Source organism: Acinetobacter indicus CIP 110367, assembly GCF_000488255.1.
In the GTDB taxonomy this organism is placed as follows: Bacteria; Pseudomonadota; Gammaproteobacteria; order Pseudomonadales; family Moraxellaceae; genus Acinetobacter; species Acinetobacter indicus.
Window position 1 is genome coordinate 320,974 of sequence record NZ_KI530754.1, and the last position, 25,357, is coordinate 346,330.

The 25,357-nt window shown below is 43.3% G+C and carries 28 protein-coding genes and 1 tRNA gene; 16 read left to right on the top strand and 13 right to left on the bottom strand.

Going from position 1 to position 25,357, the window contains the following annotated elements; genetic code table 11:
* Nucleotides 1-25 precede the first annotated feature (25 nt).
* The 3 genes from arsC to P253_RS06295 all read left to right on the top strand — a co-directional run bounded on the left by arsC (nt 26) and on the right by P253_RS06295 (nt 2,248).
* On the top strand, nt 26-454 hold the full coding sequence (gene arsC, locus P253_RS06285; protein WP_016659187.1) for an arsenate reductase (glutaredoxin): 429 nt from the start codon (nt 26-28) through the stop codon (nt 452-454).
* Nucleotides 455-598: 144 nt separating this feature from the next.
* Nucleotides 599-1,990 (top strand): prephenate-dependent tRNA uridine(34) hydroxylase TrhP, encoded by a 1,392-nt coding sequence (trhP, locus tag P253_RS06290; protein ID WP_016659188.1) that lies wholly within the window; start codon nt 599-601, stop codon nt 1,988-1,990.
* Between the two features lie 3 nt (nt 1,991-1,993).
* On the top strand, nt 1,994-2,248 hold the full coding sequence (locus P253_RS06295) for a YfhL family 4Fe-4S dicluster ferredoxin (protein ID WP_005179080.1): 255 nt from the start codon (nt 1,994-1,996) through the stop codon (nt 2,246-2,248).
* A gap of 135 nt (nt 2,249-2,383) precedes the next feature.
* Here the strand turns inward: P253_RS06295 and ahpF are convergent, their stop codons facing one another.
* The 7 genes from ahpF to P253_RS06330 form a co-directional block, all read right to left on the bottom strand.
* Nucleotides 2,384-3,949, bottom strand: coding sequence for an alkyl hydroperoxide reductase subunit F (gene ahpF, locus P253_RS06300; protein WP_016659189.1), 1,566 nt, complete (start codon nt 3,947-3,949; stop codon nt 2,384-2,386).
* 204 nt (nt 3,950-4,153) lie between these two features.
* Nucleotides 4,154-5,068 (bottom strand): hypothetical protein, encoded by a 915-nt coding sequence (locus P253_RS06305; RefSeq protein ID WP_016659190.1) that lies wholly within the window; start codon nt 5,066-5,068, stop codon nt 4,154-4,156.
* Nucleotides 5,069-5,111: 43 nt separating this feature from the next.
* Nucleotides 5,112-6,245 carry a toxic anion resistance protein gene (locus P253_RS06310; RefSeq protein WP_016659191.1) on the bottom strand — a complete coding sequence of 378 codons (1,134 nt, stop codon included), beginning with the start codon at nt 6,243-6,245 and terminating at the stop codon, nt 5,112-5,114.
* Nucleotides 6,246-6,265: 20 nt separating this feature from the next.
* Nucleotides 6,266-7,054, bottom strand: coding sequence for a hypothetical protein (locus P253_RS06315; protein ID WP_016659192.1), 789 nt, complete (start codon nt 7,052-7,054; stop codon nt 6,266-6,268).
* A 231-nt stretch (nt 7,055-7,285) separates the two neighbouring features.
* The gene (gene rnk / locus P253_RS06320) at nt 7,286-7,690 is read right to left on the bottom strand and encodes a nucleoside diphosphate kinase regulator (protein ID WP_005179090.1); all 405 of its coding nucleotides are present in this window, start codon (nt 7,688-7,690) and stop codon (nt 7,286-7,288) included.
* Between the two features lie 166 nt (nt 7,691-7,856).
* Complete coding sequence (gene glyA / locus P253_RS06325; protein WP_005179092.1) at nt 7,857-9,110, bottom strand: serine hydroxymethyltransferase; 1,254 nt, start codon at nt 9,108-9,110, stop codon at nt 7,857-7,859.
* 177 nt (nt 9,111-9,287) lie between these two features.
* Nucleotides 9,288-10,517 (bottom strand): alpha/beta hydrolase, encoded by a 1,230-nt coding sequence (locus tag P253_RS06330; protein ID WP_016659193.1) that lies wholly within the window; start codon nt 10,515-10,517, stop codon nt 9,288-9,290.
* Nucleotides 10,518-10,768: 251 nt separating this feature from the next.
* Here P253_RS06330 and P253_RS06335 point away from each other — a divergent pair, with 251 nt between their 5' ends.
* The 4 genes from P253_RS06335 to P253_RS06350 all read left to right on the top strand — a co-directional run bounded on the left by P253_RS06335 (nt 10,769) and on the right by P253_RS06350 (nt 13,239).
* Entirely contained in the window at nt 10,769-11,467 is a 699-nt protein-coding gene (locus P253_RS06335; RefSeq protein ID WP_016659194.1) for a putative quorum-sensing-regulated virulence factor, read from the top strand.
* Nucleotides 11,468-11,553: 86 nt separating this feature from the next.
* Nucleotides 11,554-12,249, top strand: a complete 696-nt coding sequence (locus tag P253_RS06340) for a hypothetical protein (protein WP_016659195.1) — start codon at nt 11,554-11,556, stop codon at nt 12,247-12,249.
* Between the two features lie 216 nt (nt 12,250-12,465).
* On the top strand, nt 12,466-12,816 hold the full coding sequence (locus P253_RS06345) for a hypothetical protein (RefSeq protein ID WP_016659196.1): 351 nt from the start codon (nt 12,466-12,468) through the stop codon (nt 12,814-12,816).
* Between the two features lie 132 nt (nt 12,817-12,948).
* A complete protein-coding gene (locus tag P253_RS06350; protein WP_016659197.1) occupies nt 12,949-13,239 on the top strand; it encodes a hypothetical protein in 291 nt (96 codons plus the stop codon).
* Nucleotides 13,240-13,281: 42 nt separating this feature from the next.
* Here P253_RS06350 and P253_RS06355 read toward each other — a convergent pair whose 3' ends face one another.
* On the bottom strand, nt 13,282-13,500 hold the full coding sequence (locus P253_RS06355) for a hypothetical protein (protein WP_005179101.1): 219 nt from the start codon (nt 13,498-13,500) through the stop codon (nt 13,282-13,284).
* A 660-nt stretch (nt 13,501-14,160) separates the two neighbouring features.
* Here P253_RS06355 and P253_RS06360 point away from each other — a divergent pair.
* Nucleotides 14,161-14,343, top strand: a complete 183-nt coding sequence (locus tag P253_RS06360) for a hypothetical protein (RefSeq protein WP_005179103.1) — start codon at nt 14,161-14,163, stop codon at nt 14,341-14,343.
* A 100-nt stretch (nt 14,344-14,443) separates the two neighbouring features.
* On the opposite strand, the gene P253_RS06365 is transcribed toward P253_RS06360, so the two are convergent.
* Nucleotides 14,444-14,662 (bottom strand): hypothetical protein, encoded by a 219-nt coding sequence (locus P253_RS06365; RefSeq protein WP_005179105.1) that lies wholly within the window; start codon nt 14,660-14,662, stop codon nt 14,444-14,446.
* Nucleotides 14,663-15,212: 550 nt separating this feature from the next.
* Nucleotides 15,213-15,289, bottom strand: a tRNA-Arg gene (locus P253_RS06370).
* Between the two features lie 180 nt (nt 15,290-15,469).
* On the opposite strand from P253_RS06370, the gene P253_RS06375 reads away from it, so the two are divergent.
* The 7 genes from P253_RS06375 (at nt 15,470) to P253_RS06410 (ending at nt 21,745) form a co-directional block, all read left to right on the top strand.
* Nucleotides 15,470-16,405, top strand: a complete 936-nt coding sequence (locus tag P253_RS06375) for an ABC transporter ATP-binding protein (protein ID WP_005179107.1) — start codon at nt 15,470-15,472, stop codon at nt 16,403-16,405.
* Nucleotides 16,402-17,175 (top strand): ABC transporter permease, encoded by a 774-nt coding sequence (locus tag P253_RS06380; RefSeq protein WP_005179108.1) that lies wholly within the window; start codon nt 16,402-16,404, stop codon nt 17,173-17,175. The genes P253_RS06375 and P253_RS06380 overlap by 4 nt, the downstream gene beginning before the upstream one ends.
* The gene (queF, locus tag P253_RS06385; RefSeq protein WP_005179110.1) at nt 17,175-17,990 is read left to right on the top strand and encodes an NADPH-dependent 7-cyano-7-deazaguanine reductase QueF; all 816 of its coding nucleotides are present in this window, start codon (nt 17,175-17,177) and stop codon (nt 17,988-17,990) included. The genes P253_RS06380 and queF overlap by 1 nt, the downstream gene beginning before the upstream one ends.
* A gap of 20 nt (nt 17,991-18,010) precedes the next feature.
* A complete protein-coding gene (locus tag P253_RS06390) occupies nt 18,011-18,661 on the top strand; it encodes a hypothetical protein (protein WP_016659198.1) in 651 nt (216 codons plus the stop codon).
* Nucleotides 18,662-18,967: 306 nt separating this feature from the next.
* Nucleotides 18,968-19,969 carry a lytic murein transglycosylase B gene (gene mltB / locus P253_RS06395; RefSeq protein ID WP_005179112.1) on the top strand — a complete coding sequence of 334 codons (1,002 nt, stop codon included), beginning with the start codon at nt 18,968-18,970 and terminating at the stop codon, nt 19,967-19,969.
* A gap of 292 nt (nt 19,970-20,261) precedes the next feature.
* Complete coding sequence (locus P253_RS06400; RefSeq protein ID WP_005179113.1) at nt 20,262-20,873, top strand: septal ring lytic transglycosylase RlpA family protein; 612 nt, start codon at nt 20,262-20,264, stop codon at nt 20,871-20,873.
* Nucleotides 20,874-21,283: 410 nt separating this feature from the next.
* Nucleotides 21,284-21,745, top strand: a complete 462-nt coding sequence (locus P253_RS06410) for an Mpo1 family 2-hydroxy fatty acid dioxygenase (protein WP_016659199.1) — start codon at nt 21,284-21,286, stop codon at nt 21,743-21,745.
* A 45-nt stretch (nt 21,746-21,790) separates the two neighbouring features.
* Here the strand turns inward: P253_RS06410 and P253_RS06415 are convergent, their stop codons facing one another.
* From P253_RS06415 to rpsB, 3 genes are all read right to left on the bottom strand, one after another.
* Entirely contained in the window at nt 21,791-22,273 is a 483-nt protein-coding gene (locus tag P253_RS06415; RefSeq protein WP_016659200.1) for a DUF3465 domain-containing protein, read from the bottom strand.
* A gap of 65 nt (nt 22,274-22,338) precedes the next feature.
* Nucleotides 22,339-23,214, bottom strand: coding sequence for a translation elongation factor Ts (gene tsf / locus P253_RS06420; RefSeq protein WP_005179118.1), 876 nt, complete (start codon nt 23,212-23,214; stop codon nt 22,339-22,341).
* Between the two features lie 142 nt (nt 23,215-23,356).
* Nucleotides 23,357-24,103 (bottom strand): 30S ribosomal protein S2, encoded by a 747-nt coding sequence (rpsB, locus tag P253_RS06425; RefSeq protein ID WP_005179120.1) that lies wholly within the window; start codon nt 24,101-24,103, stop codon nt 23,357-23,359.
* 207 nt (nt 24,104-24,310) lie between these two features.
* Here rpsB and map point away from each other — a divergent pair, with 207 nt between their 5' ends.
* A complete protein-coding gene (gene map / locus P253_RS06430; RefSeq protein ID WP_016659201.1) occupies nt 24,311-25,138 on the top strand; it encodes a type I methionyl aminopeptidase in 828 nt (275 codons plus the stop codon).
* Nucleotides 25,139-25,357: the final 219 nt, after the last annotated feature.

Genomic DNA, 25,357 nt, shown 5'->3' on the forward strand with positions numbered 1-25,357 from the left:
CCTCTTTTACCTGAGTTTTAGCACTATGGCGGCTCCAATTAAAATCTTTCACAATCCTGACTGCGGCACTTCGCGCAACACTTTGGCCTTAATCCGCAATACCGGACAAGAACCTGAAATTATTGAATATTTAAAAAATCCACCAACAGCCGAAGTGCTGGCTGACATGATTCAGCAGGCCGGTTTAAGTGTACACGAGGCGATCCGTCAAAATGTAACGCCGTATGAAACCCTGCAACTGGCTGAGCGTGATCTGAGCGATGCAGAACTGATTGCTTTGATGGTACAACATCCACTGCTGATTAACCGTCCTTTTGTGGTGACTGAACGCGGCGTTAAACTGTGCCGACCTTCTGAACTGGTACTGGATTTACTGACCCAGCCGCAGCTCAAGGCCTTTCGTAAAGAAGATGGAGAACTGGTAATTAATGAACACGGTCAGCGTGTCAATTAACCGTTTTTCCTCTCACCTGCTGCCGCTCATCTCTCAGCGCTAGCAGGCTGAGTGCCTGATAATCCCGAGTTTTTTACTAGGTTGAATCGAAAAATTTTATCCCTACAATAAAGCCACAATTTTTTTATGCCTTTTTGATTGATCATGCATCTTCATTCCGTTACCGAACTTCTCTCTCCTGCCGGTTCTTTAAAAAATATGCGCTATGCCTTTGCCTATGGAGCAGATGCCGTGTATGCCGGGCAGCCGCGTTATAGTTTACGTGTCCGGAATAACGAGTTTGATCATGACAATCTGGCCATCGGCATTAAAGAAGCACATGAATTAGGCAAAAAATTCTATGTGGTGGTCAACATCCAGCCGCATAACTCCAAACTGAAAAACTTTATCCGTGATCTTGAGCCAGTCGTGGCCATGCAGCCTGATGCACTAATCATGTCCGATCCGGGCCTGATCATGATGGTGCGTGAACACTTCCCGCACATGGACATCCACCTGTCGGTACAGGCCAATGCGGTCAACTGGGCCACGGTCAAGTTTTGGAAAAATATGGGCCTGACCCGGGTGATTCTGTCGCGCGAACTGTCCATTGAGGAAATTGAAGAAATCAAAACCCAAGTTCCCGATATGGAAATTGAGGTGTTTGTACATGGTGCCCTGTGCATGGCCTATTCCGGCCGCTGCATGCTATCAGGCTATATGAACAAACGCGATGCCAACCAGGGCGCCTGCACCAATGCCTGCCGCTGGGAATACAAAGTGCTGGATGCCGCCGAGGATGAAACCGGTGATGTAATTCCGGTAAAAAATCTGGATGCAGGCGGTTGCTCGCAAGATGCTGATGCGCTCCACATGCAAGCCCAGCACCAGTTTAATGAACCGGTGCTGCTGCAACGTAATGAAGAAGATATGTTTGCCGCCGAAGAAGATGAGCACGGCACCTACTTCATGAACTCCAAAGATTTACGTGCGGTCCAACACGTAGAACGTCTGACCAAAATTGGCGTACATTCACTGAAAATTGAAGGCCGCACCAAATCCTATTTTTACTGCGCCCGTACCGCGCAAATTTACCGTAAAGCGATTGATGATGCTTTAGCCGGCAAACCGTTCGATCCATCCTTGATGACCCAGCTCGAAGGTCTGGCCAATCGCGGTTATACCGAAGGTTTCCTGCGCCGCCATGTGCATAGCGAATATCAAAACTATGAAAATGGTTCCTCTAGTTTTGATCATCAGCAATTCTGTGGTGAAGTGCTGGAGCGCAATGGCGACTACATTAAAATTGATGTCAAAAACCGTTTTGTCGTGGGCGATTCTTTAGAACTGATGACTACCAAAGGCAATATCAGCTTTATCCTCACCGAAATCAAAGACAAAAAAGGCAATTCTATTGAGGAAGCCAAAGGCTCTGGTCATATTGTGGAAATTCCGGTCCCGGCTGATGTCGATATGCGCTATGCCCTGCTGATCCGTAATTTACCGAACTCCACTGCTGATATTTCAGCATCATCCTTGGCCTATCAGGCAGGTTAACTCATGGCGCTGCTGATTACCGATAAATGCATCAATTGTGATATGTGCCTGCCAGAATGTCCGAATGATGCTATTTATGAAGGCGACAAAATCTACGAGATTGATGTCAGCCGCTGCACCGAGTGCGTCGGTTTTTATGATCATCAAACCTGTGTTGCGGTATGCCCGATTGAATGTATTGTGCCGCATCCTGAGCATCGGGAAAGCCCGGAAGAACTGACTGAGAAGTTCAAGCGCTTAAACTTGCTTCATCCCTAAAACTGGGGTACAACAAAAAAAGGAACTGAGCTGTTAGCGATCTCAGTTCCTGTAAAAAAACAATAACTATTTTTTGATATTTTACCGCATATAGGGCCTGGGTATTGGGGAACTCAGGCCCTATTCTAATTCTGCTTACTGTCCTGAACGGATGATGTAATCAAAGGCAGATAATGATGCTTTGGCACCTTCACCAGTCGCGATAATGATCTGTTTGTAAGGAACAGTAGTACAGTCACCTGCAGCAAACACACCTTTGACATTGGTTTCATTGCGCTCGTTAATCACAATCTCACCACGGTTAGTTAGCTCAACATCGGTTCCTTTCAGGAAGTCAGTGTTCGGCAACAAACCGATCTGTACAAAGATCCCCGCCAGTTCAACCGTGTGCTCTTCATCCGTTGCACGGTCTTTGTATTTCAGCGCTGTCACTTGTGAACCATCACCGACCACTTCTGTCGAAAGCGCATTTTTAATCACTGTGGTATTTGGCAAGCTGTTTAGCTTGTCTTGCAATACCTGATCCGCACGTAACTTGGTATCAAACTCTACTAAGGTCACATGCTCAACAATACCCGCCAAGTCAATCGCCGCTTCTACACCCGAGTTACCCCCACCAATGACTGCAACACGTTTGCCTTTGAATAAAGGACCATCACAGTGTGGGCAATACGCCACACCACGGGTACGGTATTCTGCTTCACCCGGAACGTTCATCTCTCTCCAGCGTGCACCGGTTGAAAGCACCACAGTTTTCGATTCCAGTTTAGCACCGTTTTCCAAGGTCACTTCAACTAAACCGTTGGCTGTTTCATCTGCACCTTTAATGTCAGATACACGTTGCAGGTTCATGATGTCGACACCGTATTCACGTACGTGTGCTTCCATTTCAGCGGCAAATTTTGGACCTTGGGTTTTCTTGATTGAAGTGAAGTTTTCAATGTCCATGGTGTCCATCACCTGACCGCCAAAACGTTCCGCCACGATACCGGTGTTAATGCCTTTACGTGCTGCATAAATCGCTGCAGTGTTCCCGGCAGGTCCACCACCAATCACCAGTACATCAAAGGCCGCTTTGGCATTTAACTTTTCAGCTTCTTTGGCTGCAGAGTTGGTGTCTAATTTGGCGATGATTTCTTCCAGTGTCATACGACCCTGACCGATGTGGTTACCATCCTGGAATACCATAGGTACCGCCATGATTTTGCGTTCTTCCACTTCATCCTGGAAGAATGCACCATCAATCATGGTGGCAGTAGTGCCGGGGTTATAAATCGCAATCAGGTTCAATGCCTGCACCACATCTGGACAGTTGTGACAGCTTAATGATACGAACACATCAAAGTCCGATTGGATGCCCAAGTCTTTAATAGAAGCTAATACTTCATCAGACACTTTTGGTGCATAGCCTGAGGTTTGTAACAATGCCAGAATCAAAGAAGTGAACTCATGGCCCATTGGCAAACCTGCGAAGAATACACGCGGCTGTTCACCGGCTTTGGCGACACCAAAGCTTGGTGCACGTTTGTTGTTACCATCGAAGCGTGCAGTCACCTGATCAGACAAAGCGGCAATTTCAGTCACCAGTTCTTTGATTTTATCTGATTTGTCAGAGCTATCTAAAGTGGCCACTAATTCGATTGGACCTTCAAGGCGTTCTAACAAGGCTTTTAATTGGGCTGTAGTATTTTGATCTAACATTGCTAACGTCTCCTAAGGAGTCAAATTTTTCAATACCGCTATCATAGGCCAAATTTAAAAATAGATAAAACAGTTTGTTTTTATATTAATGATCGCTTTTACAAATCAATATACTTTATGGATGAATCAATCTAAATTGTAACAACGCGATAAGAATCATCTACCAGAAAGAAAAAGGCTCCCATAGGAGCCTCATCATCAGCATTAAAAAATCCGCTGCTCAATTCTTAATGCCCGCTTTTTAAAACTCTGTGCCAGCACAAAGAAAATCAGGCTAAAAATGGCTGACACAATCGCCGCTGCAATCACCAGAATCTGTACAAACTGGCTTAAACGCTCGGCTTGAACCACCTGTTTATTCACGCTTTCTGCCATTGGGGTCAGGGTTTTACCATAGACCTGTTGCTGCATTGACCAGAGCTGTTCCGGCTTGAAACCATACTGAATAAAATCCGGATTCTGCTGCTCGGCTTTCACCAGATTTAATACATGCGGAATGGCTGCGGCTTTATCCGGTGGCTGATGCAACAAAGCGGTTTGCGCCAGCAAATAGGATTTGACGGGTGTATCCAGCGGCGCATCTGCCAGATAACGCGCCAGCTCACTTTCTGCCAGCTGCTTGTCGTAATAGACAATTTTTTGCTGCGCATCATAGTCATCATTTTTCAGGTCATATTGCAGATAGGTCAGACCTGACCACAGCACGATAAAGGCAATTAACCAGCCGACAAACTTCAGGATAAAGGACTGAAAGCGTACATAGAAAAAACGGATTTTCTTGAGAAAATGCACCACAAAAAAGGCACCAATAAACGACAGCAATAATTTCAGAAACAGCCAGCCAAACCAGGACAACAGCCCCAGAAAATAATCCGGTTGCTGCTCTAAAATCGCCAGGTTTGCATCAACCGTTAAAGGAATATGCAGCTGTTCGACCTGTGTGGTCAGGCCAAAAAAGCCATAGACAAAATCTTGCTGTACAAAAAAAGCAATGATGGAGGCAATAAACACCGTGCTGGAAGTAATACCCAGCAACATCAAATTGCGCTGACGCTTTTTCAGCGCCAGCACACCGCTATTGATGTGCTCGGTCGGTACCGCATAATCATCTAAGGGCAATGTATTCTCCTTACGTTTGCAATACTCCCGAGCCAGCGTTTACTCAGGAAGGATTGGAACCGCTCGAACTTGATTCAAGCACCAGATGATTCAGGTTATCTTGCAGCACACGTAAACGCGTGGTTGCTTCGGCACGCTTTTGCATTCCCTCTTTTTGCACCTGAATCACATCATTGACTGTTTTAATGAGGGTGTTTTGTACATGTTCAAGCGTTTCAATATCAATCACTGAACGCTGGTTGGCTTTGGCGGTATCGACCGAGTTCTGATGTAACAGGTCGGCATTACGGCGTAGCAGCTCATTGGTGGCATCATCAATACTGTTGGCCAGCTGCACACTGTTCTTTTGCTCATTTAAGGAAATTGCCAGACTAATCTGGTTTTTCCAGGCCGGTAAAGTAATGTTTTTAATTGCATAAAACTTGTCGACCAGCATCAGGTTATTGGACTGGATAATCCGGATCATTGGCAGGGTCTGCATGGCCGATTGCTGCAACACCTGTAAATCACTGACGCGTTTCTCCAGATTATTGGCCAGATGATTTAAATCATAAACTTTCTGGGTGGTACTCTGGTCCTGTTCCTGGGTGGTTAACTGGCCAATCTGTTGCTGGATTTCCTGCTGCTTGAGCTGGCCAGCGGCAATATAAATCCCCAGCTGTTTATATTCTTCCTGCACGCCTTCAAACATTTTATCCAGAGTATCGACACGGGCTTTTAAGCCGTTTTGCGAGGTTTCAATTTCCTTGACCAGTACATCAATCTGTTCTTTGGTGCTGTTAAAGTGCTGGTCAAAATTCTGCTTGGCACCTTTAAACTTGCTGATCAGGCTGCCAAAAAAACCGGAGCTTTTCGATTTGTTGAGAATACTGCTGGTATTTAACTGCTGCGCCACCTGTACCACCTGATTCAGCTTTTGCCCGGTCGCATCCAGATCTTTATTCTGCACCAGATGAAGCAGTTCATCAGTATAAGTCGAAGTTTTGGTGGCAATATTTTTCCCATATTCCGCCACCGAATTATGGCTTAAGTCGGCCAGTTCTTTACGCGCGGCCATGACCTCATCGAAATCGGATGGCTGCAAGCCAATTTCCTGTAAATTGAGCGCCTGGAATTTCTGCTGATTTTCTTCGGTTGTGGCTTCCACCACGGCATTTACCTGTTCAGGATGGGTCATACGTCACCTTATATTTGATTCTATTTAGAGCTGTTTTCGAGTGATTTTTTTAGCGTTTTAATCAGATTTTCCCGACTATTATCAAGCTTTTCCAGCTCACTTGTCGAGCTGCTTTGCTGACTTTGTTTGACATGATATTGCCAGGCCGGAATCAGCACCTGCTGCGCTTCCTTAAACCGGTCCAACAAGGTAAATGACAGCTGCTGGCTCAGCTGCATCTGGGTAATGGCAATATCATTACTCGCCTGCAGTGTGCGCAGTGTATTTATTTTTTTAGATAATCGTTCCGAGAAGTTATCTAAAGGATGTTGATGTTTCACAAAACTTGGATATTCAGTCAAAAATTCTTCAGCGGCGACAATATGCTGCGCCATCTGCTCTCTTAAGCCACGTAACTGCTGAAAACGCGCTTGAGATTTCTGAATTTCAATCTGTAATTTCTGGCTTAAATGATTGGCCTGATCGAGTAAGCGGTCCAGCTTTTTATAATATCCCACCTGACTGGAACCATATTCCAGATCAATCCCCAGCCATTTTTGCAGCGCATTAAATTTTCGTTTTTTCAGATATTTTTTGGAATCCGCCAGCATGCGGATCAATTCTTCAATGGTTTGACTGAGCTGCTGGGTCATGTGCGGATCAACCCCGTTTAACAGCACTGCCTGCGACTGAATGAGGGCATCGGCATAATGATTTAATTTGTACTGGTCACTTAATACCGGCACCAGCTCATGACGCTTGATCGAGAGAATGGTATCCCGGTTCAGCTCCAGCTCTGTTAATGGTTCTAACACATCTATTTGCGGCATAACATCATCAGCTTGATCAAATCATTTTTTATACTAAGACTTTTATATAAAGCAAGCTGTAGCTTTTTGCAAATGCAGTAAAAGCGGAATATTTAAAATTAACAATATTTTACTGATCAATGACAGAGAGTGAATCCTCTCCTTTTCGCACATACTCATCAAATTTTTAAGCCAAATTGCAAAGACACAAAAGCCCTCAACTGAGGGCTTTAATTTTTCACGCAGCGGAGATTATAAATAATCACCTTCACGTTCCGGCTGATACAACACTTTATCAATACGGACTTTCATAATATGGCCATCTGGTTGTGGCCATTCAATTTCCTGCCCTTCAGCCAGACCCAAAATGGCAGCTCCCACCGGCGCCAAAACATTGACCTGGCCTTTATCACCACGGAAGTCATGCGGATACACCAAAGTAATTTCGGTCGGTTCCGGGAAAGGTGCGATGGTCACCAGCACACGCGCATTCATGGTCACCACATTGCTTGGCACATCTTGCGGTGCAACCACTTCGGCACGCGCCAGCTCATCTTCCAGATGTTCCATGGTCGGGGTAAGTTTAGACTGATGTTCAAGCATGGTTTCTAAACGGTGCAAGTCTTGTTCAGACAAAATAATTGTCGGTTTATCCATTCTTTGTTCCTTTATCGTTATCAGCCAAAAAATAAAAATAATTGATCTATTTCACAAGTGCTATGCAACTGTTATAGCAGAATTTAATCCGGCTGAATAATTGCAATTTGTTTTTTAGCACCTATAAAAAAAGCTCCCTTGAGGGAGCTTTTTCTCAAGTGTGGGCTTATTTCGCGTAAACCGGGAATTTCGCGCAAACAGCTTCAACTTTTGCTTTGACATCAGCAATTACAGCTTCATCACCTTTGCTGTCCAGAATGTCAGCGATCCAGCCAGCCAGTTCACGTACTTCAGCTTCGCCGAAACCACGTGTGGTTACTGCTGGTGTACCAATACGGATACCAGAAGTAACGAATGGAGAACGTGGATCGTTTGGTACAGAGTTTTTGTTCACAGTAATGTGAGCAGCACCTAACCAAGCATCCGCATCTTTACCGGTGATGTCCTGTTTGATTAAAGATAACAGGAACAAGTGGTTTTTCGTACCGCCAGATACCACATCGTAACCGCGTTCGATTAACACTTCAGCCATCGCTTGTGCGTTTTTCACAACTTGTTGCTGATAGGCTTTGTATTCAGGCGCCATTGCTTCTTTAAAGCAGATTGCTTTTGCAGCAATCGCGTGAACCAGTGGACCACCCTGGTTGCCTGGGAATACTGCTGATTGTAATTTCTTCTCGATTTCTTCGTTGGCTTTAGCCAGGATTAAACCAGAACGTGGACCACGTAGTGTTTTATGGGTAGTGGTCGTAGTAACGTCAGCAATTTGTACTGGGTTCGGGTAAACGCCTGCAGCAACCAGACCAGCCACGTGTGCCATATCCACAAACAGGTAAGCGCCTACTTTATCCGCGATGTCACGGAAACGCTGCCAATCTACGATTTGGCTGTATGCAGAGAAACCAGCAACGATCATGCGTGGTTTGTGTTCTAAAGCCAGACGCTCAACTTCTTCATAGTCAATTTCGCCAGTTTCAGGATTTAAACCGTACTGAACCGCGTTATATGTTTTACCAGAGAAGCTAACTTTTGCACCATGAGTCAAGTGACCACCGTGAGCCAGGCTCATACCCAAAACCGTATCGCCCGGGTTCAGTAATGCCAGGTAAACTGCAGAGTTTGCTTGAGAACCTGCGTGTGGCTGAACGTTAGCATAGTCAGCACCAAAGAGTTCTTTAGCACGGTCAATAGCCAATTGTTCAATAACGTCTACATATTCACAACCGCCGTAATAGCGTTTGCCTGGGTAGCCTTCTGCATATTTATTGGTCAGTTTTGAACCTTGAGCTTCCATTACTGCAGGTGAGCAATAGTTTTCAGAAGCAATTAGCTCAATATGTGCTTCTTGACGCGCATCTTCATTAGAGATTGCTTGAGCTAAATCTGGATCAAAGTCAGCAATAGAGATATTGGCAAACATTAGCGAGGTCCTATTCATGTAGGGCTTTTAAGCCGTGCTAAGATTGGCGCGTATTGTAGCATAAAGTTTGTGAACTGAGAGAATGAACTTTTCTCAGTTTTACATAAAAATAGCTCATGCCTCAGATAAAACACGAGCTATTTCAAGTCAAAGCAATCTTTGTCTTAATTCAATGACTTATTGAATAGGCATTAATGATTGCACATCTTTAACAATCTCATCCAAATTCTTCTCATACACAGTACTATGGTTCCAACTCATATCTACATGGTATTGAATATTCGATTGCTTAGCTGCTGGACCACTCAATAATAAATCTGTTGCATCTTTAGGTACTACCGCATCAGCCCCACCTTGGTAAATAATAACTGGCTGATTCACTTTAACTTGTAACGGTTGAGAATCTTTCGATAAAAATTGACTTACATCTGGCAAGCTTAAGAAATTTGGTTGCGTCCGCGGATATCCATCGATACTCCACTCATTTCCTGCAGCATATTGCCCCATTGCTTCCCCTAATTTTTCGCCTAAAAAATCAGAACATTCAGTGTCTGCAAGTGCAGCTATCCCATCTGTAGGAGATTTAAATACTTGCTGATAGCTTAGACTAGGATTTTTATTTCTTAGTCCCGCCGTAATCAATGCGGTATAAGTATCCAACATAGCTAAGGTATTAATTTTATCTCCTACATTTGTTAATTGGGCAGCTCTCTGTTCTCCCACAGTCAAAATCGCAGCTAAATTAGAAGCAGGTGCGATCGCAATCGTACCTTTATAATCCAACTGAGCACGTGATGCAAACTGCGCAGCCCCTAATGCAGCATGTCCGCCCTGAGAGTGTCCAACGGTCATCCACTGTTTAGCGGCTCGATTACCCAAATAATGTCTTGCAGCGACCACCGCATCAGTAATAGAAAATGCAGCACTTTGTAAATTTAAGAAAGGATGTGCTTCATTTTCACTTGGCTCACCTAAACCCTCATAGTCTGGGGCGACCACGACATAACCTGCTGCCAGCAATTGATCAATCATACCCTTAATATACATATTTAAAGGTGCTTTACTCGGTGCACAAGCATCTGCCACACCCGTTGTGCCGTGCGCCCAAACCACAATTGGCCAACCTGTTAATGGCGGTGCAGTTTTAGGTGTAAATAATAAAGCGGTTGCTTGTACTTCACTCCCATGTACCCCTAGCATTTTATAGGTCATTTTTACACTTTGATCTGCTGTTGCCGCCATATCTGACAATATGTAAGCTTCAGGTGTGACAACCAAAGGATTACTAATACTGTGTTTCGGAATACCATCATCAATGATGACTGCGCTGTTGTCATTGTCATCATTACATGCCGTTAAAAATAAACTGCTGCTGGCCAACGCCACGCTAAGCCAAATTTTTCTCATCTGATTATCCTTATACAGGTATTATTCTAAAGTTGCGTCCTTCGCAATTTTCACTTTTACGCTGTTTCCTGCGCTCAGGCAATATCAGTGCAATTAATATATAAGTGTATTGTATTAAAATAGAGTCACTTATCTTTAAAATAGATAAGCTGAACGGCCCACAAATGCCGATTATTCGCCCGACAGCCCTGTAACTTTCAACATGATAGTGTTAGATTGCTTTTTAAACCCCTTAACAAGCGAATGAGCACATGCACGCGATTATTCTCGACACTGAAACCCATACCCTGAATGGTTATCCGATCGAAGTTGCCTATGCGCCCATTCAATTACAACAGGGCAAAATCAGCCTGGATAAATCGCAAATTTTTGACCAGTTTTATCAGGTCGATGAACCGATTTCCTATGCCGCGATGGCCGTGCATCATATTCTGGAATCCGACCTGCTTGATCAGCCGCATTACAGCAGTTTCCGCCTGCCTGAAGAAACGCTGTATATCATTGGTCACAATATTGATTACGACATTCGCGCTATTCAAAAATGCGGTGTTGATACTTCTCATATTAAAGCGATTTGTACCCTTGCTCTAGCGCGTCTGGTCTGGCCCGATGTTGAAGCGCACAATATTTCTGCCTTAATTTACATGATCAGCAAAGGCAGCGAAAAAGCCCGCGATATGATTAAAAAAGCCCATCGGGCCGATATGGATATTATTTTGACCGCCAATATCCTGATGCATATTGTGCATCATCTGCAAATTGACAGTATTGAAGCCTTATATGCTGCATCTGAAGATGCCCGTATTCCACGTGTCATGAGTTTTGGTAAGCATCGTGGTACAGCCATTGCCGATTTACCAAATGATTATATCCAATGGTTGCTGCGTCAGGATGAACTTGACCCTTATTTAAGAAAAGCCCTTGAGAACGCCAACATCGTCACACTCTAAGCCCAACAATGTCATAATCCCTTCATATTAGTGTAATTTTCATTCTTTATAGTCAGCCTTAATTTATTTGGGGAATAAATTAAGGCATGATTCATTATCATAAAACACAGTTGGGCATTGACGCCCTGCAACAACGCCAGCGGCAATTGAATGCACGTCAACGCCGTCTTCTGGTGCTAATTGGAACCGAAGATTTCGAGCAATTGGGCGACCAGTTTAAACAGCGTATTGCTACGCCAGAATTAATTGAACAATTGCTGGAGATGGGTTTAATCAGCTCTGCTGCGACCGAGCCAGCCGAAGCAGAAATTTTGGTGCCAGCTCAAGCCGAACCGCAAAGTGAAGCAGCCTCTACCCTACGTTCAGAAATTAAAACCACCTTAAATACGCCGGTACCAAAACTGGTGGAAAAATGGGTCGAACATATTATTGCCCCGTCTTCAGCGGCCAAAGTGGCTGAAGCCGAACCCGCCGCGATTGCTCCAGAAATTCCGGTCCTGGAAATTGAAGTACCACCAGAAGTGGAGCCAGAGCCAGAACCGCTGGTTGCCTTGAGCTTTGAAGACACCAAGCAATTAATGGCCAGCTTGTTGCAGCGTTATTGTGGCCTAATGGCCAAGCAGCTTATTCTCCGCATTCAGGCTGCACCGGATATTCGTAGCCTGAAACTGTGCCAAATGCAGTGGATCACCGAATTACAGGAATCGCGTTTGCCACCAAAAGAACTGAACCATGCTTTACAGCAAATTAACTTTTCGCTGCAAAGCCTGCAAAGCACCTGAAGATTCATATAATTTTGCTTCACTTTAAGTCTTTTTTCATCTAAGAATTTTCTTTATACATGCTAAAAACTTTTATAAATAGCGGTTATTGTTCAGCTTTTAGAAAAATAATTAAAAATAAGCAATCCTTTCTTAAAACACTAAGACTTAAGACCAATAGTGAGATTGGCCACAGCACGGCATAACAACAGCTCTGTATTCTGTTGGGAATGAAGCATGTCTGCTCTGCACTACCTGCAATTTGAACCCTTTGATAATCCGATGCAACTCAGCAAAGTCGGAAACTGGGTCATCACCTTTTTAAGTCCTAAAGACGAACTCAAGCAGATTCAACTGGCCATTACCCATGTCATTCCACGTCAGGTTTCCGCACAGTTACAGCCCCGCCGTATCATCATTCACAGCACCGAACATGAACAGCGCTGGCTGATTCAGGCGATTGAATGCTTCGATAGCACTCGCAATCAGGAAATCATCCTGAACGCCGCAGATGAAACCGCCCAACAGATGCTGCGCAGCATTTTACAGGAATTTCATAAATACGATGTGGATGTCAGCCTGATTTAAAGCGGTTAAAGTGAAATCATCACCTGTTTTGAAGTCTTTGAAGATCAGGCATCGCTTTTTACAACTTTATGCATGCAAAATGGGCACAAGTCTTTTAGAATCAGGTCACTTATAAATAAAGAGTAAAGACGTATGAGTCGGCATATCCCTAAGTCTGCGAACCTCACCGCCTTAACCATTTCTCATTTTTATCCGAGCTTGGATCAATGTTTACATGCCTTGTTTCATTATCATCAAGGCCCACAATTAACGCTTAAAAATGATCCGGTATCTTCGCAGCATGTCTGTGTACAACAACGTACACGAGGTCGTTTGAAAAAAGAAATCCGCTTAAATAAAACAGAAGTTGAGCAGGCCAATAAAAATCGTCTGGCGCTTTATCAACTGTTGGCGCATGTGCTGAATCAGTTTGAAACCGCTTAGGCCAGCTTAAAACAAGAAACTTAGCAAATGCTAAGTTTCTTTCTATTCAATAATTTTATAAATATTATTGCTCTTCTGGCTTTCAAAAAATAATTCAATACTTGGCAGGATAATTTCATCCTCGACAATAATATGGTCAATTTTCTTAAATAACGGCAATTCAGCTGTTTTGGCATTTTCAGCAATCTGACGCAGCTGTGCTTTGGCATCATAACGGTGCTGATACTGATCTTCTACTTTAATATCAATTAATTGGCTCATGGTTATTTCCTCTTATCATTGGTTTTCTTGAAGACAATTTGTTATAGCATAGCTGATTTAAGTTTGACTAAACAGAGTTGTTAATTTGTTTGACAATGTTAATTCTATGCTTTATTAGGTCAGTATAATTAAAAATAAGTGATTGATTTTTATGGTTTAACATTTTATCCGATTTTTCTTATTCTTAACAATTTGCTCAATGTGACGCTCAATTCATCGTTATTTTAAGCAAGAAAAAGCTCGCATTGCTGCGAGCTTTTTTATGTTGGAAGGCTAGTGCTAGATCTATTGTTTAAACCGGAGTTACAAACTCAACAAGCTGTCATTGATCCGTCCAACTACATCGTAGCGTCTTTGTTTTGCGACCTACTGTACGTTCACTATAGTCCCCTTCGGCTTGGATTGGCAAGCCTTCTAACATTTCTCAGCATTTGTATAGCAAAAAGCCTATTGAACAAAAATTAATCAGGCTTATTATATTTCTGTCGTGAAATTCAGCCTTATTTTTCTCAGCGCATCTGCTCTCATTTTCACCCTGCTCTATCGCTAGATTGATAGCAAATAATCGCCGGCAACAGAATGAAACATAAGTCTTTTTCTAAATTCTGCGTTATCCGTTATAGTGGACTTGAGACATTAAATTAAAAAGAGGAATTGAAGATGCAAAAATTTATTATTCTGTTTGCATTCTGCCTGTTTGCAGTTTTAGGTCTAGGTTTTATCGTGTATCAATTCTTGAGCAACATGCCAAGCGTCGAGTACTGGATTATGCTGTTAATTCCAGCCTTCGCAGTTCCTATTTTAACGGCCCTGATTGTGTATCAGGAACCGAATCATCCATAATGAATAAGCTAGATACGACTCATTGATCCCCTATTTATCAAAAGGACGCTCAATTCAGCGTCCTTTTTCTGTGATTATTTTTCTTGGATTATGTCTAGCTTTACTTGAGTTGCACCGGATCTTCGCTGGTCGATTCAATGATGTAATCAATATTTTCAACCAGGTCTTTATTAAACAGCCTGACTTTTGCCCGCGCATTGGCATATTCGAAAAACAGACCCTCTACAATTGCTTTTTCACGCGATTCTGTCATGCCAATTTCATGATCATTCGGCACAAAATAGACTTCTTCAGGAATTAATTTAACGATATAACCCATTGTTCTGACTCTTATGGTGTTTTAGTAATTTACCCTGCGACATTTATAGGCTGAAAAATCGCTTCCGGCTATGGCGAATTCATCCGACAGTTATGCTTATTTTTGATATGCCATCTCAATGCCAGTCATATAAAGAAAAAATATTTTAAAACCATATAGATTATTTAAATTTAGGTGCTTCTATATTTCACTAAACTGATCTGATGTAGTGACGAGATTTTTCTGATTAAACAGATTTTTTATTCAGCCTTTCTGTCCTAATGTAAAGCTTAAAGCGGATGTTTCTATTTTGTGGGTGATGAGGCGATAAAAATCTAGAAATGATGATTCTTTAATCCAAATAAAGATAAAAAATGCAAAGAAAATGCAGTTCAATGACTACTTTTTAACCAAATATAGAAAGGCAGACCAATAAGCACTGTCCTACGATGATGGTTCAGCATTCGTTATTCAAGCCAGATTATGGAAAGGATTTTGGTTCAAAACTGAAGTAAAGAGTTTTAAATGATTGAATCTTGGTAATTTTTATAGTTTTTTATGGATCAGAATTTGGTGCGCCCGGCGGGAATCGAACCCACGACCCCAAGCTTCGGAAACTTGTACTCTATCCAACTGAGCTACGAGCGCGCGTCGCACATCATAACAAAAAAATGCACAAGGTAAAGCAACTATATATAAGTTCTTTATTTTTATGCTTATGCTTTAAGCAATCGTTCCAAATATACGATGCAGAATTCCCGGTAGATTACTTGGTTTATTGGGCAATATCGCTCACAATAGCCTCTCCCTACACCATGCGAGATTTTCATGACTGATGCATTGACGTTAAGAGACTTGTCTAAAACCTATCGCAATGGGTTTCAGGCCTTAAAAGGTATCAATTTGACTGTACCTGAAGGTGAATTTTATGCGCTGCTGGGTCCCAACGGTGCAGGCAAATCTACAACGATCAGTATCATTAGCTCCTTAACCAAGAAAACCTCGGGTACCGTGGAAATTTTTGGCCACAATCTGGATACCCATCCCTCTCAAGCCAAACAGTGTCTGGGCGTGGTACCACAAGAGTTTAACTTTGGTCATTTTGAAAAAACCTTTGATATTCTGGTGACCCAGGCCGGTTATTACGGTATTCCCAAAAAAGTGGCGCAGCAGCGCGCCGAACTGTATTTAGAAAAACTGGGGCTGTGGGATAAACGTGCCACGCAAGCGCGAATGCTATCTGGCGGGATGAAACGCCGCTTGATGATTGCCCGCGCCATGATGCATGAACCGAAATTGCTGATTCTGGATGAACCGACCGCCGGGGTCGATATCGAACTGCGCCGCTCGATGTGGGATTTCCTGATTGAAATGAACAATAGTGGCACTTCCATTATTCTGACCACCCACTACCTGGAAGAAGCGGAAATGCTGTGCCGCCGGATTGCCATTATTGACCGCGGTGTGATTAAAGAAGACACCACCATGAAAGGCTTCCTGAACCAGCTGAATGAAGAAACCTTTATTTTCGATCTAGTTCAGCCGATTCAGCCCATTCATCTGGATATTATCGGGGTACGTTTTAATCTGGTCGATCCGCTGACCCTGGAAGTGACTATGGACAAGGCCCATACCGTGAATGAGCTGTTCCAGTTACTGGAATCACAAGGGGTACAGGTGCGCAGTATGCGCAACAAGGCCAATCGTCTTGAAGAATTATTTGTGAAGATGGTAGAGAAAAATCTTGCAGGAGTCGCGCAATGAACTTTAATCAATTAAGAGTTGCGCTGTATACGCTGGTTCATAAGGAAATCCGCCGTTTTATGCGGATCTGGCCACAAACCCTGTTACCACCGGCCATCACCATGAGTCTATATTTCGTGATTTTCGGTAATCTGGTCGGTTCACGTATTGGGGAAATGGGCGGCTTTAGCTATATGCAGTTTATTGTGCCCGGCCTGATCATGATGGCGGTCATTACCAACAGTTATGCCAACGTCTCCTCTAGTTTCTTTAGTGCCAAATTCCAGAAAAGCATTGAAGAACTGATCATGAGTCCGGTGCCATTACATGCCATTTTGTGGGGCTATGTGCTGGGTGGAGTATGTCGCGGCGTACTGGTCGGCATTATTGTGACCTTAATGAGCCTGTTTTTCACCGACCTATACATTACCAACTGGTTTGTGACTATTTATACCGTACTGATCACTTCATTATTACTGTCTTTAGGCGGTTTTATTAATGCCGTTTATGCCAAATCATTTGATGATATTTCCATTATTCCAACCTTTGTGCTAACACCGCTCACCTATTTAGGTGGTGTGTTCTATGCAATTAGTGCATTATCGCCGTTTTGGCAAAACCTTTCTTTAATTAACCCTGTAGTGTATATGGTCAACGCCTTCCGTTATGGCATTTTAGGACATAGCGATGTCAACGTGACCGTTTCCCTAGGCGTGATTACATTATGCTGTGCTGTGTTATATGGCATTGCCTATCATTTACTCTCCCGTGGTTCAGGAATGCGTGAATAATGAGCGTAGAAAATTCTTTATTGGGTAAAGACACTCAGTACCCTACAACTTATCAACCTGATGTGCTGTTTCCGATTGCGCGTGCTGAAGCGCGGGAAAAATATGCGCATGTGGCTGGTATTCAGCAAGGTAAAGACTGGTGGCATGTCTTTGAGATGTCCTGGTTAAATGCAGCCGGCGTTCCGCAAGTTGCTATTGGCCGGATTCACTTGCCTGCCACCTCACCAAATTTAATCGAGTCGAAATCTTTAAAGCTGTATTTCAACAGTTTGAACTTTAGCACCTTTGCTTCAACAGACGCGCTGATCAATACCGTCGAGCAGGATTTATCAGCCGCGGCACAGGCACAGGTCAATCTGGAACTGTTATCTGTCGATGATCTGGCAATTAGCCATCCTGAAGGCATATGTATTGATGACTTAAGCCCGACCCGACTGGAAAATCATCCGGATGCGTCCTTATTACAGCACGATGCCGAGCAAGACGAACAGGTCGAAGTGCAACTGTATTCACATTTACTGAGAAGTAACTGTCCGGTCACCGGTCAACCTGACTGGGGCACAGTTTTTATCCGCTATCAGGGTAAAAAACCTTGTTATCGCAGTATTTTGGCTTATATTATTTCTTACCGTCAGCATAACGGTTTTCATGAGCAATGTGTTGAACAGATGTTTGCCGACATCTGGCAAAACCTGAATCCTGAAAAACTGATGGTGTATGCCACCTATACACGTCGTGGCGGATTAGACATTAATCCATGTCGTGTATCGGATTTAACATGGATGCCTCGCCCTATTCGTTTAGCGCGACAATAAAAAAACATTGAGGTTAACAGATGCCATTTTTTGGTTTTATTCCTTCCGAGGAACTTTTAAATACCATTCAAACTGCGCAGCAGAAAAAAAATTCAAGCGAACCGCTGTATCCATTACGTGATAAAACAGCATTAATGATTAATGATGAAATCATTGATGCCATTTTAACCGAGCTTGTCCGCCGTTTCCCGCCAAGTGACAAACGCGATACTGCGGAAAAACTGGCCGGTTATGTCAAATCCACCGTAGCGGTGTTACTCAAGCAATTGTTGAGTAAAGCCCCGAACGATGTGGTCAAGCAATCAATTGAATTTTCTGAACGCAGCCTGTTTAAAGATGCAGACGGCAACACGCGTGTCGGTGAAAGTTTAGATGCCAGCCTGGTGACCAATCTAAAAAACACCTATGCCGAAATTAAAGCCGGCAAAGACATTAACAAGTCTGCTTTGGCCGAGTTGTATAAACGGTTTGCTGAAGCTACTGTGCGTCATTTTATGAATGACTTTAATAAAACCCTCGATTTGGGCATGATCAAACGTAAAGCAGCTGATATTGGCTCAGCTGCGGTTATTAAAGCTGTACATATTGCGGTGGATAAAATTATTCCAAATCTGACCAAAGATGAACTGGTCGCGCTGGCGGAATATCACGACACCCTGTTTCATGCCTAAGTAGAAACACCTTCAATAAACCTGACTCCGGTCAGGTTTTTTTATGCCACTTTTCCCGCAACATTTCTCTATAAAGAAGGGATGATGAAGCCCCGGTTGAACTTTGTTACAAACAGCGCGCATTTTTTAGACAGGCTTTGTCACTTTTTGTATATGCGCTTGCCTGTAGCGCCAGAATGAATGTTATCTTAATTGCCTGTGTGAACTGTCTTTTTAAATCGACACTTTTGCTCAACCTGTTTTAATTTTTAAACATCATCTGCTTTTTGTCACTAAATTGATAATACATTGGGAAATTGAACCAATATGTTGAATCGTTATTTCTATAAAAAATTACAGCGTCTTTCTTTACTTGTTGGTGCTCTTTCCTTATCCAGTGTTGTTCAGGCCAATGACTTCCTCAGCCATCCGGACTATCCAAACTTTAAGCAAAAAACCATGCAGCAGTATGGGCTCAGTTCCGAGCAAATTGATCGCGCCATGAGCGGTGCCAAAAATCTGCCGAATATTATCAACATCATGAATCGTCCCGGTGAAAGCAAACCGTGGTATGCCTATAAAACCAATTTTCTGGCTGAAAGCACCATTCAACGTGGTGTGCGTTTCAAACAGCAATATGCCGATACCCTGAATCGTGCTGAACAGCAGTTTGGCGTGCCACAAGCGATTATTCTGGGGATTTTAGGTGTGGAAACCGGTTTTGGTTCCAATAAAGGCTCTTTTATTACCCGGGATGCGCTGGCCACTTTAGGTTTTGGTTATCCACGCCGGGCCGAATATTTCCAGAGTGAACTGTCTGCGCTAATTGCCTGGAGCTATAAAGATGGTGTTGCCACCCATTCTGTGGTCGGTTCCTATGCCGGTGCAATTGGCTATCCGCAGTTTATGCCAAGCAATATTCCTAAATTTGGCGTCGATTATGATGGCAACGGACATATTGATTTAAGAAATTCAGCAGTAGATGCGATTGGTTCGATTGCCAACTATTTGGCCCAACATGGCTGGCAGCGTAATCAGCCGATTGCATTCCCTGCCCGTTATAGCGGCTCAACTCCAGATGCAGTGATTGCCAAAGATCTAACCTTGCCTACCCCGTATGGTGTGCTGAAAAATCAGGGCATCAGTCCGCTGAATCCGATTGTGAAAATTGATGACCTCGATCTGGTCAATGTCATTCAATTACAAGAAAATTATGGTCCAATTTATTACATCACCTATCCAAACTTTCAGGTGATTACCACCTATAACCGCAGCCGTATGTATGCCACTGCACTCTGGTTATTGGGTACTGAAATTGTCAGTCGATAAGAACTTATTTTTACTAAAAAGTTACAAAGTCAAGATTTTTTTACGAGATTTTGCGCACAAAACCGGCTTTTCACATACATTGTTACAATATTGGTTATTATTTAACCAAAAGAGGTAAAGGTTTGGTATTTTTTGTCGTTATTTCCGTGTAAAGACTAGACACCTTTAGTAAACGATGAATATTATCCATTTCGTCAAATATGGTTGCAAAAGTGAAATAACAGGCATGATGTCTGCTATATCAACCACTTAAGGTTGATTCACGGCATCAAGCTGCAGGAGTTTTAAACATATGCATTCTTCAATTAAATATTTACTGGCGCTGTCGACGGTATTTACCTTAAGTCAGTCGCAAGCCGAAATGGTGCAGTCATCATCGTTCAATAACGACAATGAAAGCTCTAGCCTGGCTGCCCGTGTGCTGAACAAAGAAGCACAAAGCTTTAATACCCACTTCTCTAATTTAAATAGCCTTTCAATTACAGAACGTTCTGGCGATAAAATCCGCCGCGAAACCATCGCTGCAAAAATTGAAATCCCAGAAGAAGAGCCTTCTGTCATTGAAAAGTTAAATACCGTAGCATCGAATACTGTTCGTAAGTTCAGCCAGACCGGTATGGCTTCCTGGTATGGTCGTCAGTTCCACGGTCGTAAAACTGCCAGCGGCGAAACATTCGACATGAATGCCATGACTGCAGCACACCGCAGCCTGCCACTGAACTGCTATATCCGTGTAACCAACAAGAACAATGGCAAAAGCGTAATCGTTAAGGTTAATGACCGTGGTCCATTCCATGGTAACCGTGTAGTTGACTTATCTTACGGTGCTGCGAAACGTTTAGGCATTACCAATGCCGGCGTAGCCAAAGTCAGCATTGAACGTGTAGATGGTCCAAACTCCTAATACCCGTTTAAGCTCCTGCACCATATGACCCAAAAGCCACCTCAGGTGGCTTTTTTAATGCCCAAATTCAGGGAAAGACGCTTACTTCCCTATCCATTTTTTGGATTTTAAATACGCTGATCTGGTCATCAAAGTGAATGATCTGTTCTAAAAATACAGATTTGCATTCATTTCCACGCTTAGCGTGCTTTTCATCCTTTTTGAATCCTTAGGTAGCTTTTTATTTTTTTCTGCGCTTAAAACGCATCCTATGCGCATTTAGCCCTATTCCTTTATACAGGAATTTCCCTATTTCCCTCATTTTGAGATTTTCAGGTATTTTTGCCGGCCAATTTTGACCGTTTTCTGTTTCTCGTTTATAGTGAGAACATTCTTGAAAACTCAGAAAAATAATGCAAAAGGAGTGCTGCATGAAAACAATTTCAGAATGGCTGGATGAATATAGCGAAAGTCATCAAAACAAGACCAATAAACTGATTCACTGGGTCTGTGTACCGACCATCTATTTTTCCATTATTGGCATCATTGCGCATTTCAGCGCCCTGCTTACTGCTCTGTTACTGGTGCTGGCCTTTATTTTTTATGCACGCCTGGATCTGGTACTGGCCGTGGCCATGGCAGCACTGACTCTGGTGATGGCCTGGTTAATCTGGATTTTACCGGTTGGTGTTGGTTTTTATATTGCGCTGTTTGTTTTTGCCTGGATTGGACAGTTCTATGGCCACAAGGTCGAAGGCAAAAAACCATCGTTCTTTAAAGATCTGCAATTCCTGCTGATTGGACCGCTCTGGTGTATGGATGCCTATTTAGGCAAGATTTTACCATCCTGGAAATCTCGCCAGCACACCACGCATCTGGATGTCCAAACCTAAAGACGCTTACACATCAGGAAGCATTTTGCTCCAGTGCTGGAGGGCTTATTGATAGATGCTTCCCTGATGCTTTAACCAGCCATCAACATGGCGTTTTTGCGGATCATGATGGGTCCAGTGAATCACGCCACCTTTGTCGGTATATTCATATTCACCAAAGAACTCGACAGTATCGCCTTTTTGCAGACGGTCGATGCGTGGAGCCAAATCAATATTGTGGGCAACCAGCAAGGTTTGCCCATTGCCAAGTTCCAGAATAAAACGCTGATGGCGCGAACCTTCATTGTCATCACTTAACAGTGCCACTACTGTACCAGTAGCTTGTACCTGTACATCATTTTTTCGTTGCTGAAAGGCTTGGGCAATTTTGGCGGTATCATCCTGAACGGGAGCTTGCAGTGTGGTTTCAGACTGCTGTTGAGTGAAGGTATTTGAACCGGAGTTTTGCGGTTGTAGGTCGATACCTAAATAAGCCGCAACCAGCAGCAGAATTACTGCGCCAATGCCCATATTGGTTTTCTTCGACATTGTTCTTCCTGTTGTTGTCTTGGTCATAAAAAAAGCCCCGAAACGGGGCTTTTTCGCAAAATAAATTATTTTGCAGCAGCTTGAGCAGCAGCAACTTCTTCTGCGAAGCTCATTTCTGCTTTCTTCTCAATACCTTCACCTACTTCGAAGCGAACGAATTGAGCAACAGTTGTGTTAGCAGCTTTCAATGCATCAGCAACTTTCTTCTCGTTGTCGATTACGTACATTTGACGCTCAAGAACAACTTCGTTCAGGTATTTTTCAACTGAACCAGTTACCATTTTTTCAACGATGTTCGCTGGCTTACCAGATTCGATTGCTTTTGCTTCAGCAATTTCTTTCTCTTTCGCGATCAGCTCAGCAGGAACCTGTTCAGCAGTTACTGCAACCGGGTTGAACGCAGCAACGTGCATTGCAATACCTTTACCAGTTTCAGCTTCACCTGTGTAAGCAACAACAACACCGATTTTCAGACCGTGTTTGTAAACTGCAAGGTTTTCACCTTCAATGATTTGCGCACGACGAACCTGGATGTTTTCCCCAATTTTTTGAACAAGAGCAATACGCGCTTCTTCAACAGTTTGGCCATCTTCAAGTTTCAGTTCAGCAATTTTTGCAGCGTCAGTTTCGCCAGCAGCAAGTGCAGCAGCAGCAACTTTCGCAGAGAAGCCAGCAAAGTTTTCGTCTTTAGCAACGAAGTCAGTTTGGCAGTTTACTTCTAGAAGGATTGCTTTGTTACCTTCTTGAGCGATTGTGATCGCACCGTCAGCAGCAATGTTACCTGCTTTTTTAGCAGCTTTTGCTTGACCAGATTTACGAAGGTTGTCAATCGCTAATTCGATGTCACCACCCGCTTCTGTCAAAGCTTTTTTACATTCCATCATTGCTAAACCAGTACGGTCACGCAATTCTTTAACCATGCTTGCAGTAATAGCAGTCATGTGAATCTCCTAATTCGGTAGAAAATGAATTCTTTTTAGAACAGAAACGGCCCAGAGGATACTCATGGGCCGCCTGCATACATGACGCTTACTTTGCCACCATCACATGTCGCAAAAATGACAAGCTTGCGTCAAAAACGCATTAAGCCTCAGAAGCTGGAGCTTCTTCGCCTTTCGCTTGAGCATTTGCTTGGGTTTGAGCGTACTCTTTACCAGCAATGATCGCATCAGCCATAGCAGAAGCGTAAAGTGTTACTGCACGGATCGCATCGTCGTTACCCGGAATAACGTAGTCTACGTTGTCTGGGTTAGAGTTTGTATCAACGATACCGATTACAGGAATACCTAGGTTTTTCGCTTCTTTGATCGCGATTGCTTCGTGGTCAACGTCAATTACGAATAATGCGTCAGGTAAACCACCCATGTTTTTAACGCCGCCTAAAGCACGTTCAAGTTTTTCCATCTCACGGCTACGCTCTAAAGCTTCACGTTTAGTCAGCTTAGCGAAAGTACCGTCAGTAGATTGAGTTTGAAGATCTTTTAAACGGTTGATAGATTGGCGAAGTGTTTTCCAGTTCGTCAACATACCACCTAACCAACGGTGATCTACGTATGGTTGACCAGCGCGTTGAGCTTGTTCACGGATGATGTTAGAAGCAGCACGTTTAGTACCAACGAACAAAACTTTGTTCTTTTTGCTTGCTAATTGGTTAGCGAAGTTCAAAGCATCATTTAACGCAGGAACAGTGTGCTCAAGGTTGATGATGTGAATTTTGTTGCGCGCGCCAAAGATGTATTGACGCATTTTTGGGTTCCAGAAACGAGTTTGGTGACCAAAGTGCGCGCCAGCTTGTAGAAGGTCGCGCATGCTTACGTTGTAATCTGCCATTTTCTTTACCTTAAAGTTTGGGTTAGGCCTCCATATATCCGCATTCTCCACCCCAAAGGGCACCCAGAGTAATGTGACGATATATGTGCGGATTTTGTTGCCCCATCGCACAATGCCCGCGAAATTTATTCACGAAAAAGCATTTGATAAAATGGGCGGCTATTTATACCATAGTCACATATAAATTTCCAAAAGTTTTTAGAGATCATGAACAGTACTTATCAAGCGCCTCGTCGATTAATTAAAACCGCAGATGAAATTGAGAAAATGCGGGTAGCGGGACGACTGGCAGCGGAAGTTTTGGATATGATCAAGCCACATATCAAACCGGGTGTAACCACACTTGAGCTTGATACGATTTGTCACGATTATATTGTCAATGTACAAAATGCCATTCCAGCCTGCCTGGGCTATGGTGCAGCCCCAGGTCGTCCGGCCTTCCAGCATACCATCTGTACTTCGGTAAACCACGTGGTGTGTCACGGTATTCCATCTGAAAACAAGACATTGAAAAAAGGCGATATCCTGAATATTGATGTCACAGTCATTAAAGATGGCTACCACGGCGATACCAACATGATGTATGTGGTGGGCGGCGAAACTTCTATTCTTGCCAACCGTCTATGCAAAGTAGCACAGGAAGCTATGTACCGCGGTATGGAAGTTGTAAAACCAGGTGCGACCATTGGTGATATTGGCCATGCCATTCAGAAATATGTCGAATCTGAGCGCTTTAGTGTGGTGCGCGAATATTGCGGTCATGGCATCGGTACCACTTTCCATGATGAACCACAAGTGCTGCATTATGGCCATCCAGATACCGGTATGATTTTAGAAGAAGGCATGACCTTTACCATTGAACCAATGGTGAATGCAGGCGTATGGCAAACCAAATTACTTGGCGACAAATGGACCGTGGTGACCAAAGATCACAAACTTTCAGCGCAATATGAACACACTATTTTAGTGACTAAAGACGGTCTGGAAGTCCTGACTGCACGCCCTGAAGAAGACCTGTCACGTTTCCAGTCTTAAGCTGTCATTGGCGTAAAAACTAAAAAAATTGTCAGAAAGGTCACATTTATGTGGCCTTTTTTACAGCTTAAAACTCAAAATTAAAATATATTAATCAATAACTTAAATTAAAATTTAGGCTTTATCTCTGAAAACCGTATCACCATTTCTAGCTACACAAGTCATAAATAAGTCACAGAGCAGCAAACTTATTTCAAGAATGTTACAAATGTAATAAAA